At 32.6% G+C, this 18,012-nt stretch carries 15 protein-coding genes and 1 tRNA gene; 8 read left to right on the top strand and 8 right to left on the bottom strand.

Features of this window, described 5'->3' with window-relative positions; translation table 11 throughout:
- The first annotated feature begins 76 nt into the window (after positions 1–76).
- From ACRBBL_RS10680 to ACRBBL_RS10660, 5 genes are all read left to right on the top strand, one after another.
- Positions 77–1,003 (top strand): SPFH domain-containing protein, encoded by a 927-nt coding sequence (locus ACRBBL_RS10680; protein WP_431369032.1) that lies wholly within the window; start codon positions 77–79, stop codon positions 1,001–1,003.
- Positions 1,004–1,088: 85 nt separating this feature from the next.
- The gene (locus ACRBBL_RS10675; protein WP_431369031.1) at positions 1,089–1,613 is read left to right on the top strand and encodes a hypothetical protein; all 525 of its coding nucleotides are present in this window, start codon (positions 1,089–1,091) and stop codon (positions 1,611–1,613) included.
- A gap of 261 nt (positions 1,614–1,874) precedes the next feature.
- The gene (locus ACRBBL_RS10670; RefSeq protein ID WP_431369030.1) at positions 1,875–2,981 is read left to right on the top strand and encodes a serine hydrolase domain-containing protein; all 1,107 of its coding nucleotides are present in this window, start codon (positions 1,875–1,877) and stop codon (positions 2,979–2,981) included.
- A 71-nt stretch (positions 2,982–3,052) separates the two neighbouring features.
- Positions 3,053–4,108, top strand: coding sequence for a sensor histidine kinase (locus ACRBBL_RS10665; RefSeq protein WP_431369029.1), 1,056 nt, complete (start codon positions 3,053–3,055; stop codon positions 4,106–4,108).
- A complete protein-coding gene (locus ACRBBL_RS10660; protein WP_431369028.1) occupies positions 4,096–4,779 on the top strand; it encodes a LytR/AlgR family response regulator transcription factor in 684 nt (227 codons plus the stop codon). Before ACRBBL_RS10665 ends, ACRBBL_RS10660 begins: the two co-directional genes overlap by 13 nt.
- A gap of 268 nt (positions 4,780–5,047) precedes the next feature.
- Here ACRBBL_RS10660 and ACRBBL_RS10655 read toward each other — a convergent pair whose 3' ends face one another.
- The 5 genes from ACRBBL_RS10655 to ACRBBL_RS10635 all read right to left on the bottom strand — a co-directional run bounded on the left by ACRBBL_RS10655 (position 5,048) and on the right by ACRBBL_RS10635 (position 14,779).
- Positions 5,048–8,680: a S8 family serine peptidase gene (locus tag ACRBBL_RS10655; protein ID WP_431369027.1), complete on the bottom strand. Its 3,633-nt coding sequence runs from the start codon at positions 8,678–8,680 to the stop codon at positions 5,048–5,050.
- 545 nt (positions 8,681–9,225) lie between these two features.
- Positions 9,226–11,262: a glutamine--tRNA ligase/YqeY domain fusion protein gene (locus tag ACRBBL_RS10650; protein ID WP_431369026.1), complete on the bottom strand. Its 2,037-nt coding sequence runs from the start codon at positions 11,260–11,262 to the stop codon at positions 9,226–9,228.
- Between the two features lie 144 nt (positions 11,263–11,406).
- On the bottom strand, positions 11,407–12,579 hold the full coding sequence (locus ACRBBL_RS10645; RefSeq protein WP_431369025.1) for a S41 family peptidase: 1,173 nt from the start codon (positions 12,577–12,579) through the stop codon (positions 11,407–11,409).
- Positions 12,580–12,700: 121 nt separating this feature from the next.
- Positions 12,701–13,582, bottom strand: coding sequence for a hypothetical protein (locus ACRBBL_RS10640; protein ID WP_431369024.1), 882 nt, complete (start codon positions 13,580–13,582; stop codon positions 12,701–12,703).
- 93 nt (positions 13,583–13,675) lie between these two features.
- Entirely contained in the window at positions 13,676–14,779 is a 1,104-nt protein-coding gene (locus ACRBBL_RS10635) for a helix-turn-helix domain-containing protein (RefSeq protein WP_431369023.1), read from the bottom strand.
- Between the two features lie 101 nt (positions 14,780–14,880).
- On the opposite strand from ACRBBL_RS10635, the gene ACRBBL_RS10630 reads away from it, so the two are divergent.
- From ACRBBL_RS10630 to ACRBBL_RS10620, 3 genes are all read left to right on the top strand, one after another.
- On the top strand, positions 14,881–15,090 hold the full coding sequence (locus ACRBBL_RS10630; protein WP_431369022.1) for a zinc ribbon domain-containing protein: 210 nt from the start codon (positions 14,881–14,883) through the stop codon (positions 15,088–15,090).
- 45 nt (positions 15,091–15,135) lie between these two features.
- Complete coding sequence (folB, locus tag ACRBBL_RS10625; RefSeq protein WP_431369021.1) at positions 15,136–15,495, top strand: dihydroneopterin aldolase; 360 nt, start codon at positions 15,136–15,138, stop codon at positions 15,493–15,495.
- Between the two features lie 142 nt (positions 15,496–15,637).
- Positions 15,638–15,708, top strand: a tRNA-Cys gene (locus ACRBBL_RS10620).
- A gap of 63 nt (positions 15,709–15,771) precedes the next feature.
- Here the strand turns inward: ACRBBL_RS10620 and ACRBBL_RS10615 are convergent.
- The 3 genes from ACRBBL_RS10615 to ACRBBL_RS10605 form a co-directional block, all read right to left on the bottom strand.
- Complete coding sequence (locus ACRBBL_RS10615; RefSeq protein WP_431369020.1) at positions 15,772–16,422, bottom strand: LysE family translocator; 651 nt, start codon at positions 16,420–16,422, stop codon at positions 15,772–15,774.
- 423 nt (positions 16,423–16,845) lie between these two features.
- Entirely contained in the window at positions 16,846–17,520 is a 675-nt protein-coding gene (locus tag ACRBBL_RS10610; RefSeq protein ID WP_431369019.1) for a head GIN domain-containing protein, read from the bottom strand.
- Positions 17,521–17,672: 152 nt separating this feature from the next.
- Positions 17,673–17,987 carry a YbjQ family protein gene (locus ACRBBL_RS10605; RefSeq protein ID WP_431369018.1) on the bottom strand — a complete coding sequence of 105 codons (315 nt, stop codon included), beginning with the start codon at positions 17,985–17,987 and terminating at the stop codon, positions 17,673–17,675.
- Positions 17,988–18,012 lie beyond the last annotated feature (25 nt).

The raw sequence follows: 18,012 nt of genomic DNA, 5'->3' as shown, positions 1-18,012 counted from the left end.
TTAAAGTTCTCAAAAGTATCCTTTTTTTACTCAAAAAAAATTATTTTTATATACTAACATTTTAAAACTACAAATTATGCCAATAAATCCATACTACGTTGTTGCAGGAGTACTCGTTGTTATTATTCTTCTCGGAACATTTTTTATTGTAAAGCAACAAACAGCTGCGGTTGTAGAACGTTTTGGTCGCTTTAACAGCATTCGTCAATCGGGATTACAATTAAAAATTCCACTGATGGATAGAATTGCTGGAAAGTTAAGTTTAAAGATTCAGCAATTAGACGTTATCATTGAAACAAAAACATTAGATGATGTATTTGTTCGATTAAAAGTATCTGTTCAATATAAAGTTATTAGAGACAAAGTATACGATGCTTTTTATAAGTTAGATTATCCGCACGATCAAATTACATCGTATGTATTTGATGTAGTTCGTGCCGAAGTTCCAAAAATGAAATTGGATGATGTATTCGTAAAGAAAGATGATATTGCCATTGCCGTAAAAGCAGAATTAAACGATGCTATGATGGAATATGGATATGACATTATTAAAACCTTAGTAACTGATATTGATCCTGATGCGCAAGTAAAAGCTGCCATGAACCGTATTAATGCTGCTGATAGAGAAAAAACGGCTGCACAGTATGAAGGTGATGCACAACGTATTTTAATCGTTGAAAAAGCAAAAGCAGAAGCAGAAAGCAAGCGTTTACAAGGTCAAGGTATTGCCGATCAGCGTCGTGAAATTGCACGTGGTTTGGAAGAATCTGTAGAAGTATTGAACAAAGTTGGAATCAACTCGCAAGAAGCTTCAGCCTTAATTGTAGTAACACAACATTATGATACGCTACAAGCTATTGGTCAGGAAACAAATAGTAATTTAATTTTACTACCAAACTCACCACAAGCAGGAAGCAATATGTTAAACGATATGGTTGCTAGTTTTACCGCAAGTAATCAAATTGGTGAAGCAATGAAAAACTCAAAAAAGAAAAGTGAATAATTAAACTCACTTTTTATATAAAAACCCAAAATGGCACGATTTTGGGTTTTTTGCATTATATTAAAAAATATAACACTCCATCAACATGAAAAAAATCACTTTACTCCTATTTGTATTTTGTGCTACACAGGTATTTTCACAAGATATAAAAGCACTAAAATCAAGTGCAATGAAAGATGCGCAAGCAGCTTGTAATGCAACTTTAAAAGAAGACTTTAAAACCTTACTCACCTATACACATCCAAACATTTTAAATGCTGCTGGCGGTGCAGATGTCATGGAAGAATACTTAAAAACAACATTTTCACAAATGAAAGCCAACGGTTTTGCGTATGAAATTGCAGAAACGAAATCGGTTTCTGATGTTGTAAAAGAACAAGGAGAATATCGTTGTTATGTAGAAAATTACAACGTAATGAAAATGAACGGTAAGCGTATTACTTCAACAAGTTATATGTTAGGTTTTTATAATGAGGCTACTAAAAAGTGGACCTTTGTAGAAGCCAAAGAAATGAAAGATACAGGTACAATTATTGCGTATTTCCCAGATTTTAAGACTTCTTTGGATATTCCTGAGAATACTATAGAGATGAAAGATATTAAAGAATAAAAGTTTATTAGAAGGCGTCATCCTGAACTTGATTCAGAATCTCATAACAATTGAAAATTCATTTAATAAGATCCTGATTTGTATTAGAATCAGTTCAACTTACAACTTTGAGTGCGTCCTAGATATTGAATCAAGTTCAATACAAGCTTCTCAAAAGTTTAGTTTCACTGACGTTCATCAAAAACTTGTATACGTTCGTCAAACGAATTATATAGTGTTCGTTTTATGTGGTTATTTTGAAGTATCAAAAAAACAATCATCATGAAACGAACATTTTTTTTACTCCTTATTTTTCTAAGTACACAAGTATTGCTTTCGCAAGAAAAGGTCGTGAACGCTATTGATGCTTCAACGATGTCTTCTGAAATACGAAAAGTCATTGCAGAAAACAGTGAGTTTTTTCCAAATAATACCCAACTTTCTATCGCTTTGATTGATGGAGAAAAAACAAATTATATTGGAGTTATTCGCAAGAACGATACATTACAAAGTATTGACAATAAAACAGGGATTTTTGAAATTGGCTCCAATACAAAAGTCTTTACTTCTCTCCTATTATCTCATCAAATTAAAGCAGGAAATCTTCAACTGAATGATAAGTTGGTAGATGTATTGCCATTTCCGATAGAAAAATCACCCGAAAAAACGAACGAAATTAGCTTGAAAATGCTTTCCAATCATTCTTCAGGTTTGCCAAGATTGCCAAAAAACATCTTTCCGCTATTACAAGAAAACATGGCTAATCCATATAAAAAATATACCGTTGACATGTTGCATTCGTATTTGAAAAGTGAAATAACTTTAGATAATACTCCTGGAAAAGTAAGTGCGTATTCTAACTTAGGCGTAGGATTGTTAGGGTATATTTTAACAGAAAAAACAAAGAAGTCATACGAAGATTTGTTGCAAGAACAGATTTTGAAACCGTTGAAAATGAACAATACCACTACTCTTTTATCAAAAGTAGATCAATCTCAATTAGTCAAAGGTTTGAAAGCTGATGGTACAGAAAATTCCAATTGGGATTTTACAGATGCACTTGTTGGTGCTGGTGGAATGAAATCGAATGTAGTTGATATGGCGAAATTTATCCGTAAGAACTTTAAAGAAGATGCTGTTTATAATTTACCTCAACAAGCAACTATCGACGTAAACGAAATGGTTCAAGTAGGTTTGGGTTGGCATATTATTACAAAAGAAGGGAAAACAGTATTGTTTCACAATGGTGGAACTGGCGGATATTCATCCTGTATGATTATTGATAAAAAAAATAAAAAAGCCGTTATGCTTTTAACAAATGTTTCTGCTTTTAGTCCGCAAAATCCAAAAATTGATAATTTATGTTTTACTTTGATTGAGCTTTTGTAGCTTTTTTAAAAGTCAAAAGTTCGTCAAACTGAACTTGATTCAGAATGACGTTTCATATTATTTTTAAGACCATGTCAAAAATAAAACTATACATATTAATTTTAGGACATCTTGCTTTTTGGATCGTGAATTATTTATACGTCACCAAAGGGAATTTGACTTGGATGGGATTTGATAATGATTCAGGCTCGCTTGGTGTTGTGTATAGTTATGGAATGTTTTTTAACGCGTTTTTGTGTTATGTTCAAGTTTTTTGGTTGGTTCCTGCTTTTTTTATCAAACGTAAAAAGTTGAAGTTTTGGAGTTATTCATTGCTTTTGTTGTTGGGAATCACTTTTGTGGAAAGTTACTTAGATGCCAGAGTTGCTTCACATTATAATTTGCTTGCTCCTGGAACATCTTTGTTACTTGTGACTTTTGCAGTATCTATTCAGAATTTATTTTTTCACATTTTATATAGTGCTTTTGGGTTTTTGTATCGCTTTTTGTTTGAATACCGAAATGCAGAACGCGCCAAACAAGAGTTATTAAAAGAGACACATCAAACTGAATTGAAGTATTTAAAAGCACAGTTAAATCCGCACTTTTTATTTAACGGAATTAATAGTGTGTATCATTTAATTGGTAGTAATAATACCTTAGCAAAAGATACGTTGGTACAATTTTCAGATTTGTTGCGTTATCAATTGTATGAAAGTAGTGAAGCGTTTATTCCGTTAGAGAAAGAACTAGATTATGTGTTGCAGTATATCCGTTTGGAAGCCATTCGAAAAGGCGACGATATTTCATTAGAACATACCATCAATTATGAACATGCTTCGTTAAAAATTGCGCCATTGTTGCTGACTCCATTTATTGAAAATGCCTTCAAACATATTAGTCATCATGATGAAGCTGAAAAAAATAGCATTGTAATTGACATCAAAGAATCGGAGCAAAAAATAGTTTTATCCGTAAAAAATACTACCGATACAACAGTACAACAAATAGCAGTTGGCGGCGTTGGTTTGCAAAATGTACAACGAAGATTGGCGCTTTTATATCCTAAAAAACATACATTAACTATTACAGAAAAACCTACTTTTTATCATGTAGATTTAATTATTGATATTTCATGCAAGTACTAAACTGTATTATTATTGACGATGAACCATTAGCTCGAAAAGGCTTGCAAACCTATTGCAATGATATTTCCTTTTTGAATGTAGTTGGCGTGTGTAAAAATGCATTGCAAGCAAATGAAATTTTACATAAACAAACTGTAGATTTAATGTTTCTGGATATTAATATGCCTATTGTATCTGGATTGGATTGGTTGAAAAGTTTAACCTCTTCTCCACTCGTAGTGATGACAACTGCGTATCCACAATATGCATTAGAGAGTTTTTCGTATGAAGTAATTGATTATTTAGTAAAACCCATTTCGTTTGAACGTTTTTTGCAAGCTGTGAATAAAGCCTATCGTTTGACTAAAACGACCGAAGATGAAGAAGTCTTTTTTGTGAAGAGTGATAAATCGCTCAAAAAAATTAAGATCGATGAAATTCTATTTGTAGAAGCGATGCAGAATTATGTGAAAATTGTAACGACTTCTGAAACTATTATTACACACACAACTTTGAAACAATTGCGAGATGAATTGCCAAATCAGTTTTTTATACAAACACATAAATCGTATTTGGTTTCCAAAGCACAAGTTTCTGAAATTACAGGAAATCAAATTTTAATTGGCACGCATAAAATTCCGATTAGTGTACGACTGAAAAAGGAGGTTTTACAGCAAATTTTGAATTCTTAGATAAGATTTGCACAAAGTTCACCTCAACTTCACTGTTTTCTATTTTTAGGTGGTTTTCAGCATAGTTCTTTATCAAATAAACAAAGTAGTTTCAAGTTTATTTTATGTTCGTAAAAACGCTTCTAAGAAGCTTGTTTTTAATAAATATTTTAGATCATTTTTCAGGAATACATCATTAAAATTTATACTTGATTTTCAAGCAAAAAAAAATCCCGAGAATGCAATTATTCTCAGGATCTTTTATTATGGTTGGATTGGTGTTTCTCTTTTAGTTTACAATCAACTTTTTTGTTACGGTTTGATTTCCTACAGTAATTTTTACAAAGTATAATCCTGTTCCGTATTTAGAAACATCTAGTTTTTGTTGTGCTCTTGCATTAAAACGTGTTTCTTTAGTTTTTGTAATTGTTTGTCCGATGCTATTTAGCAATTCAATTTCGTACGTATTTCCAATTGTAGTATTAATTACGACATCTACATTACTTTTTGCTGGATTTGGATACATAGAAATTGCTCTTTCTAATGTATTTTCACCTACTGATAATGTTGTTTCTACTTTAATATTATCAATATAAGTAGAGTTACCAAAACCATTAACATGTGCAAATCTTAATAAAATATTGTTTCCTATATATGCATCTAAATTAACCGTTTCTGTTCTCCAATGTGAAGCAGCTGTTGGTATCCATTGATTTGTTGTATTTGGAACTGTTGCTAAATCTGCTGCATCTTTAAAATAGATTTGTGTATACGTTGCTCCACAATCGGTAGAAATATCAATACGTAAATCGTCTTGTTGTGTAGCATTAAATTGTGCTTTAGATAAATCAAACATTAAGGTAGCATCTGTAACAGAAGTTAGATCAAAATATTCAGTTATTAACCAATCTTGTTGCCCTATTGCACCATTATAATTGAATGCATCTACAAAAATCGCTTGTGTAGGATTTCCATCGATTCCAGTAATATTTGTTGCTGAAATCCAAGTAAGTGCATTATCAAAATTTCTAATAGTCCACTCTTCAGGTATTACACTAACTGTTTCAAAATCTTCATGGAAGTTTATGGCAGTCCCACTTATGAGTGCATTAAAGTTAAATGTTTGTTCATTATTATTTGCAAACTCATCACCTGCTAATGAAGTCCATACACGCAATGTAGTATCTCCGTTTGTCGTTAAAGTAGCTGGAGTTGTAAAAACATACGTATCTAATGCTCCTACAGCCAATGTCGCTGTATAAGTTTCATTAACTATTGGTTCTGAACCTACTTGATATGAAACTGTAAAGTTAGACTGTGGGTCTGTACCTTGATTATCTAAATCTGCAGAAATAATAATTGGATCTGTATTACAAAGTTTATCAAAATCACTTTCTGTATTATGAATCGTTGTTACTGCTAAATCTTTAGCTAATGGACAACCAAATAATCCACCGTTTCCTTGGTTCACAGTTACAGCGTTAGATCGTTCTGATTCCCATCCATTTCCACCTTTGGCAGTTACTGATACCCAAAGTGGGTCTAATGGCTCTGGAATTACAATTGTTGCTGAATTTGTAGTTGAAGTTTCTACTACTTCCATATATTTTTCTCCTAATATGTATACATCATACGAAGTTGCGCCTGAAACCGCTGTCCAAGTTATTGTTGTTTCGTCTGGACATACTTGTGAAATACCTACTCCTGAAACTCTTCTTACTGCAGAAAAAGCTGTTGATTGGTCTGTAAATGTACCATTCGTAATTCTTAGTAAACATTCTCCAGAAGCTAAGTTATTAGGAACATTCCATGTATAATTTCTTAATGTTGGTGGTAATGTTGCTAAGCTTGTCCAAGTAGCTCCATTATCTTCAGAAAGTTCTATTTGATTATTATTTACTGCATTTTTTGAATCCCAATGAACAATTGTTTGAGCTCCTGCAATTAATTTTTCACCACCAATTGGGTATGTTAATGTAATTCCGTCAGTAATAATTTCATATACTATATAATATTTTTGAGGTCCCATAGGAACGTTGAATCCTGCAATATTAATGTTGTAAGTTCCTGCTGCTGGGTTCGAGATTAAAACTTGCTCTACATTGTTTAATCGATCAGTTCCTGTAGTTGCAGGAGTGTTTAAGAATGCAGCATTTGGCGTTGTATCTAAAATCCAAGGTTGGTGTGTTGTACTACCTGGGTCAGTTACTATTAAATCTAAATCGTTTACCAATGCTGGTGAAGCATTTGCTGCCGCTGGTGCATCGTTCCAATATACCATAAAACGAACTTCGCTTGTATTTGCAGGCACTGTAATAGAATGATCGTTACTTCCTCCTTGTGAAATTGAACTATCTAAGTAACGTCCTTCTTCAAGAAGCATTGCAGCTCTTAATCCGTTTATCATTCCCCAACCAAAACTAAAGTCAGGTCCAGTATTTCCATAGTCAGTTGCCGTATTTAACAATGCAGCTTTGATTAATGCCGATTCTGGTAATGCGCCACCATTTAAAATAGTATATGCTTCGTATAACTGAGCAGCAACTCCAGCAATTCCTGGTGATGCTCCCGATGTACCACCAAATGATTGATATCCGTTATCTTCTGTTGTAGATATTTGACCTTGACCGTGTGCACTAATATCTGGTTTTATACGTCCATCAGCTGCAGGTCCTCTACTACTTGAGCCTACTAACTGTCCGTTAAAAAACGTATTTGCTGTTGCAATTGTATTTTTCGATTCATTAGCTCCTCCACCAATGTTTCCCCATCCTGCTCCTGCTCCATATCCGCAGTTATCAGCTCCTGAGTTTCCAGCAGCGAATACGTGTAAAACCGTTTGGTTATTTTCTGCAAATTGATCAACTGCTCTTCCTAAGCCATCATAACCATCATTACAACCTGTTCCGTAAGAGTTGTTAGTAATTTGTACATCTCCATTATTAACGAGTGTAACAGTTGCGTTGTCCGTAAATGAAAGTGCAGTAATATCATTAATTGCATCAGTTGTATAAAAGTCACTTCCCACAGCCATTCCTCTATTTGTTGGATCCAAATTTCCAGCTCCTGTCATAATTCCAGAAACTCCATCAGCATGCGTACCACCATTTGCTGTAATTGGGTTTTCAAGTCTTCCCTGAAAGTCAATATGTCGTCCTACAACTCCGTCATCACGAACTAACAGTCCAATTCCGGCTCCTGTATAGTTTCTTCCTGTTGGTGTTTGTGTGTCCAAGTTTGAAGATCTATGTAAGCTTCTACCTCTAAGATCTTGAAATACTGGTGCTTCTGGAATTAATTCTACCCATTTTACAAATGACTTTGATACCACAGCATCCATTTGGTTTTGTGGAATAGCCACTTCTAAATGGTTCCTGTTTCCATAAGCTTTCTTAACAACAACAGCGTTTATTTTTGAAAGTTCTCTTTGTACATAACTCCTATCAATAAAGTCATAATACTCTAACATCACAACGATATTGTTTCCTTCCATCGCATGATCGCCAATGTTATTAAGCTTAATGTCTGTTGATTTTTTAAAGTTGTTCTCTATTGGAATGATAGAAACAATTCCTGATTGTTGTAAGTACGAAATTTGTGTGTTTTCTGGCAAATACACTAAATACGTTTGATGAGGGAAATACTCAATAAGTTTAAGGTTTCTTTGTGCAAACTGATCTTGAATATCCTGTGTTGGTGTTTGACTAAAATGTGCCCAAGCAAAGTATCCATTATTATATTTTGCAGTTTCAGGCATTGAATCCCAATTAAATGAAGCTATGTTATTTGGCATTGTAATCACCTCATCTTGGAAGTATATTGTACTTTGAGCAGATGCTACCGTACAATTCAAGAAGATTACTGCTATTAACATAAGCATAAAAGAGCTTGGGAAGCTCTTTGCTAGAGTAATTTTTTTCATAACAATTTTTAATTATGTTTAGTATAGGGTCTAAATATTTTTTCGTGCATTATCAACATTATATTGATGATAATTTTTTGTGAAAAATGTAATTAGCAGGCAATATAATGATAAGTTAGCAAAAAAATGTTAACATTTTTGAGGATAAGCCTGTTTTATCTATATCAATTTTAGGTTATTAGCATTATTTATTTTCTTAATCATGCGCTTTTTATTTGAAAGAGTTTCATGATTTTTAGCTTCTATTTCACTTGATTTTCTTTTAAACTAGGAGTCACCACATTTTTTTGAATGTTTTTTTATTACTTAGGTGTCTTCACTATTTATTAAGAATTAATTTACTGTATAAATGAAAACATTGTCTTTAATCGTTTTTAACTGAATTTGTATATCACATTCCAGGTGTGTTTTGTGATTATTTGTGTTAAAAATAGAGTAGAAGTGAAGGTTATTGTTATGCAAAAATCTATTTTAAGTTATTATATCGCATAAAAAAAGACCATACTAACGTACAGTCTTTTTAAAATTATTATTTGAATTTTATATTATACTTGTTGTGCTTCTGCTACCAACAATTCGTTCTTGTCATTTAATGCTTTTTCTATGAATTCATCAATGTTTCCATTGCGTTCTTGTCCTTTTTTCAACAAAACACCTAAGGTAATCATAGCCGCAATTCGCGTTCCAGCTTTCTTAGCTGCCGTCGCAAATAAAGGTTCTAAATCTTCATACGGAACTTTCATAGCTAATTCTTGAATTTTAGCTTTTGTAAGTTGCTGTTTTTCTTCTGGAAGATTGGTATATTTTTTACCTAATTTCTTTATTTCTTCTATCGCTGGTCTCGTTGATTGTTGCTGGTTTTGTTGCTGTTTTGGTTGATTTTGCTGTGGTTTTGGCTTTTGCTTCGCCCAAGTATCGCGTAAACCTACCGTTTTGTTGAAAATCAATTTTTCATCGCTTGTATCTTCATCTATACAAAAGTATCCCAAACGTTGAAATTGAAAACGATCTCCAATTTTTGCTTCTTTTAAATACGGTTCTACAAAGGCATTTACCACTTTGAGTGAATCTGGGTTTACAAATTCCATAAAGTCTTTGTCTTTGTGGCTATCTGGTGCTTCATCAGAGAACAAACGATCGTATACACGAACCTCAGCTTGCATTGCATGTGCAATAGAAACCCAATGTAATGTACCTTTTACTTTACGTACACTAGCTTCTGTTCCGCTTCCGCTTAAACTATCAGTGTCATGTGTACAGTGAATTTCTGTGATATTTCCATCTGCATCTTTTACCACACTTTCTCCTTTGATAATGTATGCATTTTTAAGACGTACTTCTTTTCCAAGAGTTAGTCTAAAAAACTTACTGCTTGCATCTTCTTTGAAATCCTCACGTTCAATGTATAATTCTCTTGAGAAAGGAACTTCATGGTTTCCTGAATTAGCATCTTCTGGATTGTTTTCTGCTTCAAGCATTTCCACTTTTCCTTCTGGATAATTGGTAATGACTAATTTAACAGGGTTTAAAACTGCCATGACACGATTGGCCGTTTTGTTTAAATCTTCACGAATGCAAAATTCTAACAGCGATACATCGATTACATTTTCGCGCTTAGCAACACCAACTGTATCTACAAACTTTCGGATAGCTGCTGGCGTATAACCTCTTCGGCGTAAGCCAGAAATAGTAGGCATTCGTGGATCGTCCCAACCAGAAACTAAGTTTTCTTCTACCAGTTTGAGTAATTTACGTTTACTCATTATGGTGTAACTTAGGTTTAAGCGTGCAAATTCACGTTGTTTTGGTTGAAATGGATATTGTTCTTTACTGTATTCAAATACGTTCTCTTTGAACCAATTATAGAGTTTTCTATGTGGTTTAAATTCTAAGGAACATAATGAGTGTGAAATTTGTTCAATGTAATCACTTTCTCCATGTGTCCAATCATACATTGGGTAAATACACCATTCGTTTCCAGTTCTATGATGATGTGCGTATAAAATTCTGTACATCAATGGATCACGCATTAACATGTTTGGATCTTCCATATCAATTTTAGCGCGCAATACATGTGTTCCAGCTTTAAATTCGCCATTTTTCATGCGTTGGAATAAGTCTAAATTTTCTTCTGGACTTCTGTCTCTAAACGGACTATTGGTTCCTACTTCTGTTGGCGTTCCTTTTTGTTTCGCCATTTCTTCTGAAGATTGCGAATCTACATAGGCTTTACCTTCTTTGATTAATTGAACTGTCCAATCGTATAATTGTTGAAAATAATCGGAAGAGTAGCATTCGTTAGCCCATTGATAACCAAGCCAAGAAATATCTTTTTTAATCGCGTCTACATATTCCTGCTCTTCTTTGGCAGGATTTGTATCATCGAAACGAAGATTTACAGGTGCATTGTACTTTTCGCCCAAACCGAAACTAATTCCAATAGCTTTGGTGTGTCCGATATGCAAATACCCGTTTGGCTCAGGTGGAAATCGGAAACGTAAATTGTTTGCAGACATTCCATTGGCCAAATCTTCCTCAATGATATGCTCAATAAAATTGAGTGATTTTGTTTCTTCCGTCATAGGAGTATTTATTTCAACATTTAAAGCCGCAAAATTAGCGAATTAAAGTGAATATATACTAAAAAAACCTTTCTTGCTATTGGCAGGAAAGGTTCTTAAACATAATTAATAAACAAATCATCTTGGCTGGTAAATATTGCTGTATTAATTTATAATATAATTTATAGCAGCTTCTATATGAACATCATTTCCTGCATTTACTTGAGTAGTTGTTGGAATTATAGGTTCATCTGGAGTAATACCAATGCCTTCAAAAGATTGAAATGTATTGTTATACATGATTTCAACATCGTGTGTCGATACTCTAGTTCTCCATTTTCCACTGCCATTGGTTAGTGTAAATATGTCACTTCCTGCAAAGATTCCGAACGTAGTATCGCCAATCGTTTTTACATGGTTTTGTGTTTTCATAGCTCCTGTAAAATATTCAGCAGCACTTGCAGTTCCTCTTGATGTTAAAACGGCTATTTTATTTGTATACTGAAACGTTCCTGAAGCAGTTATGGTGTTGTCTTCAGGGAAAACTCCTGCTACATATCCACCTTCCACTCTAGCATCTGCATAGCCTTCAAATTCAGTTGTTGCCCAATTTCCTAATGAAGCCGTTGTACTTCCTGTGGTCGTTTTTATACGTTGCCTTATCAATTCTATTGGAGTATTGTTTGCAAAGAATCTTCCAGCTAAATAATATGCAAAAGGACCTTGTCCGCCACCATTTGTTCGAACATCTATGATAATTCCATTTTTGTTTTGTAATGCTGTTAAAGCTTCATCTACAATAGCTTTAAAGTTGTTGAATTCACTATCATTTTCATTTACAGGTTCGAAGTTTTTAGAATTGATATATCCAATGTTTGAATTGCTTACTAGTGTTCCATAAGAGATATACGGATTGTTTACACTACTAGCTACAATATTCACTTTGCTAGCAATGTTGTTTTGGATCATATTTTCAATATTTTCATTGAATGCTGGTTCAAAACCTGCTTCTTGCGTATTATTAAACGTTAGACTAGAATGTCCGTCTTTTATAATAGTTCCCATGATGGTTTGAAAAATTCCTAACAATTGAGAATCTGTCGTTGTTGCTGTTATTTGTGGATAATATGTATCATAAACTATTTGCCAATCAATATTTTTTCGATGCATTAGTGGGTAATGTCTATCGTAAATATCCCAAAATTCTTTGAATACTTTTTGTTGTTCAGTTGTTTCAGAACTTGTTGTTGTTTGTACTGTGTTGTCATCATTGCTACAAGAACTTATCATAAAGAAAAGCCCTAGGAATAATATTGTTATGCCGTTTATTTTTTTCATTTTTCAGTATTTTTTTAGTGGTTGTAAAGCTGTTATTCTTTAACATTTAACAAAGTTTAATGGAGACTTTATATTCTATTTTGTTTATAAAAACAACAGCTTACAACGCTTTTTAATTTTATTAGTGTCTGTATGTTCCGTCTGGTAATACCGTAGGCATTTTATAAGTAGGATTGCTTAGCAAGGTAAAAATTGCTGTATCCGTACTTTGTACTAATGCATTTGTATTTAATTTCCATTCATGACCTATTTCGTTCAGTCTATTTTCTTGCGCTCCTAACATAGAAGTTAATGCCCAGTATAGATATTCTATCGTTTGACAAGAGGCATAATCGCACGTTGCATCATCATATGTATACCATGCACCATCTGGATATGGATTTGGAATGGTCATAAATTGCCCGCCTCTGGCAATATCCATGGCATTTGCTAAATCTGAACCTGCATTTTGTCCAAACGCACTTGGATATGCAAACGAATGACCTGCATTATTGATAATGTGTAAAACTTCTTCTAAAGAGGCATCAAACTGTCCAGTTCTTCCTCCTGATACAAACGAAGGGTTCGTTTCATCATTTCCAAGATCTTGTCCAATTCTTCCAGCTGGTGGATTAATATTTAAATCATTTTCAGTAGCCCACATTACTAAAAAAGCTCTGTTTTCTACCATTTTATCAATCACTAATTGATCATCTACCACACCATCTTCATTATTATCTAAGTATTGTGCCATTACATTAGCAGCATGTAATAATTTGGCATCTTCAACAGCAGCTACTGCATAAATATCAATGCCAAAAACCTCTACTTTTCTATTAAAACTTGCAAAGCCAGCGTCACTGTTTGCAACAATGGTAAAGTTTGGATCGGTTCCTGGGTTTATCCCTGAAGGTGTTGGAGTTGTCGGTGTTGTTGTAATGGTATTGTCATCATTTGAACAAGAAATGCAACTTATTGTGATTGTTGCTAAAAGTCCTAGCATAATTGGATATACTCTTTTCATAAATTATAACGTATTTAATTAATTGTGTGTTTTTGACACAACAAATTAACGTCCAAGCTTATACTTTATGCAGTTCAACTAGTCCAGCTGCGTCTATTCGGACTTTTTAAGGGATAGTTCATACTGTTTTGGAGTCATTCCTTCAGCATTTTTGAATGTACTGTAAAACGTTGATTTTGAAGAAAAACCTGCTTCTTGCGAAAGACCTAAAATAGATAATTGCTTTGCTTTTGGAGATTGAAGCAATCTTTTAAATTCTAGTACACGAAAGTTATTAATGAATTGATAAAAGTTAGATTCTGTACACTGATTTATCATTTTGGAAAGTTCTTTTTCTTTTATATCTAATGCTATGGAAAGTGTTCGGAGATTTAATTTTGAATCGGTATATAGTTTTTCTTCTGAAATAATTGTTTGAATTTTGTTGAATTTTTCTTGAAGTTCATTAGAAGAATCTTCTTCTTTTGTTTCTAATTTCGGGTCTATATCTTCTCTTTGAAATAGATATTGTTTGAATAATTCTGGTTGTGAAAAACCATTATATCCAATCCAATATACGGTGAAGAATAGTAAAGAAATTGCTGAGATTTGAAAAATACCTTCCCACAATTCATTTTCTGCTTCTTCCACGCCAGTAATTCCTTCAACAATTAAAATTAGATGAAATAATAAAATTGCGATGAGAATACTTTTTAGCCAGGAAAGTGATTTAAATTCCAATTCAGAATAAAAATTACTAATTCTCTTTTTATGATTTTTTAGTATTTTAAAGACATAAATCAATAATAGTATTTCAAAGAAATAGAACAGTAAAATAAAATCTTCAAACCTTTCTTCAATCTCTCTTAATACGCTACTATTGATTAAAATATTCTGTATAATTCCTGGAATGAATAACAAATAATACCACTTATTAATTGATTGATTGATAGTTGTATTTAGATAGAAAAATAAAAAGAGAAGGATAAATAATATTGGATCCAAGATATAAAAAGTAGTTTCGATATCTTCTTCTTCATAATATTCAAATACAATTCCGTTGATTAATTGAATTGCTATACTCCATAAAAATAGCCCTAAAAATATATTTGCTTTTCTATTTTCTGATTTAATTGTAAAGAATAATAATCCTAACATTAACGCTGTAGAAGCAGTTAATATGTCTAATATAGAAAATAAAGAAAGTTCTATTTGCATACGCTAAAATACTATATATAAAATTATTTGTCTGTAACGATATTAGTAAGTTCTATACTAACTTGATATAAAAACATATCGTATAACCTTAACAAAAATTTATGCAGCATTCAAATTATAGATGTCCAAAATGTAATAATAGAACGTATACAGTAGGAGAGATGCGTGCAACTGGCGGACGCTGGTCAAAAATCTTTGATGTACAAAGTGCAAAATTTAGTTCTGTAAGTTGTGAGCGCTGTTCCTACACAGAATTTTATAAAGCAAAAACAAGTGCATTAAGCAACATCTTTGATTTATTCACTGGTTAAAATTTAATATTAATAACTTATTTTTGCATTCTTAAAATAGAATTTATGGGAATTATCAGAGTTACCAATATTCGTGTATATGCCTTTCATGGTTGTTTGGTTGAAGAAAGTAAAATAGGAAGCGATTATCGTGTAGATGTTGCTGTAAAAGCAGATTTACAACCTTCTGCAACGAGTGATGATTTACAAGATACTGTTGATTATGTTCACATTAATAAAATTGTAAAAGAAGAAATGGCAATTCGTTCAAAATTATTAGAACATGTAGCTAAACGTGTTTTAGATAGAATTTTTGATGAAATAGCTATTGTTAATGAAGCTACCGTTGAAGTGTCTAAAATAAACCCGCCTATTGGTGGCAATGTTGAAATGGTTACTATTGAAATGACTTCAAAACGCGCATAATTTTTATACATAAAATCTTATGTATTGTTCAGAAAAAGAAAGAATTAAAAATCTGTAGGGTTTTCTTATCAGTGATTCGAGTTATTTAATGTTTCTTTTTTGTTGCATAAAATGTAAATTTGGTTAAATTTGCATCAATAATGGCGTCGTGGCCGAGTGGCTAGGCAGAGGTCTGCAAAACCTTGTACAGCGGTTCGAATCCGCTCGACGCCTCTAAAAAAAGAAAACCTTCTGATAATCAGAAGGTTTTTTTTATATCTCTATTTTTATATTGTCTTACACTATTCTTGAATAAAATCCTTTTACAATCATTATTGCTCCAAAAACAATAATGATAATGCTCACCCATTTTTTTGCTTTAAAGATAAAACGAGGTGTCATTTTGTTTTTTAATTTTTTAGCTAACATAATTTTTGTAATATCCATAACCAATAAGGTTACTAAAATTGTAGCTACAAAAATGAACATTCCTAATTTGGTTCCACCAGTGAATTTAGTTGCAGTTGCAATTGCTACAATCCAACCAGCCAATACACCAAAGTTAATGAAGTTTAAAAAGAACCCTTTTATAAATAAGCCTATAAAATTCTTTTTGTTGTTAGTATCAACACTATAATGTTCACGCACTATTTTCCGAAAAGACTTGGCTGTTTTTATATAAGAAATAACTCCATACGCACAAAGAATTAAACCTCCGAAGATGATTAAATTAGGGTCGTCTTTTATTTTTTCAATAAGACTTGAAGTACTATAATACGCAAAAAAGATAAAAACAATATCTGCGAAAATAGCTCCAAAATCGAATGCTAAGGCACTTCTAAATCCTTTGGTTATGCTTATTTCAAGTAAAAGGAAAAATATAGGTCCAATAGCGACAAACGATAAAAATAATCCGTATAAAACTGCGTAATGTAGTCCGTCAACCATATAACAAAAGTAGTAAAAGTGATGCAATTACGGCTTTTTATATTCCATTTCTGGTATAATTTTTTTTACTTTATTTTCATTAGCTTTCTTTTTTGCTATTTTTTTTGTCATTTTTCAACTTTTATAACTGCTGTTGCTATCTTTTTGAGATCTCTAATAGTCGTTCTTTATTCTTAGATATTTAGTTCAACTTACAGTTTTGTGTGCGCTTCGCTTCTCGACTATTGGGTTCGTTTAAAAGTTATTAAATGTGAGAATCATTTATGTATAAAAGGAAAAGATACCGCTGTGCAGCAGCATTAGTTCAACCAGCATTATTGAATGCGCTATGCTTTTCAATAATGGGTTTCACTAAAAAAACGTCTAAATGGCAGTTTAGACGTTTTAAGATTGATTGATGAAATGGTATTATAGAATGCGAATCTATTTTACTTTTATTTTTCCTCCGAAGACTTTGTCTTTTTTAATCGTTTCAGGATCACCGTGAATTTCAATATATCCACCAGCTCTTACTTTGGCATCTGCAAGTACAGAAGCTGAAATATATGCTTCTCCGCCAGCACTCACTTTTACTTTTGTTTGTTCTGTGATGAGTTTTTTTCCTTCGTAAATTCCTCCTGTATTCAATGTAATTTCTTGGTGTTTTACTTTTCCTGATGCTTCAATAATTCCTCCAGAAACTGCTTTTGATTCTAAATTATCTACTTCTAAGTTGGCAATAATTTTTCCGCCTTCTTGTGCTTTTAGTTTTAAATATGGTTGCGTTATTGTTTCATTGGCAACAATAATAGCACCTTCGTTAGCATCAATGATATCGACATCTTTGTAATATACTTCTACAAACGTGCGTGAACCATCGAAACTTCGATCGAATTTCATGCGTATCTTTAGTTTTCCGCGCTTATTTACAATTTCTACATCTTCTGTATCAGCACCTGTAATAACGACCTTATTTTCGTCTGATTTGATTAAGTTGATTTCTATTAAGTCAAATACTTTTACTTCTTTAAAATCACCTACATTTTTTTCTATTGGCTTTTGTTGGGCAGTTACTGAGAATGCAACTGCAAAAAGAATGATTGAGAATATATGTTTCATAACACTTGGTTTTATTGTTTGTATGTAAAGAGTATATAGAAAACGTTTTGTTACAGTTTTTATTTAATTTTTGTGTAATTCTTTGTGAATTATGGTTTTACAGTAATTTATAACTATATATATTTAACATATTTAAAAAAAAGAAAACCTTTTTATTTCAATTTTACAGCCGTTCCTGTAATGCTTATCATCACTGCGCCGCCAGCACTTATTTCCATATCTACATCAATACCTACTACACCATCTGCAGATAGTTTTGCTGCATTGTCACTTAGCTTTTGAAATGTTTTTTCTTTTACTTCTTCTATAGCGCCTTCTATTTGTGAATAGTATTTTTTCATGTTGAACATGTCTTTGAACGACATGCCTTTGTAACTGTAGTTTACATTGTATGTCATTCCTGAAACTAAGCCTAAGTATTCTGTGATTTCTCTGTTTTGAAAACTGTCTGTTGTAGTGAAGATCATATTGATTTTGGATTTACGATGTTAG

The organism is Kordia sp., from assembly GCF_050633145.1.
In the GTDB taxonomy this organism is placed as follows: domain Bacteria; phylum Bacteroidota; class Bacteroidia; order Flavobacteriales; family Flavobacteriaceae; genus Kordia.
The sequence above is the reverse complement of the archived record's forward strand: the minus strand, read 5'-3'. Positions and strand labels throughout refer to the sequence as shown.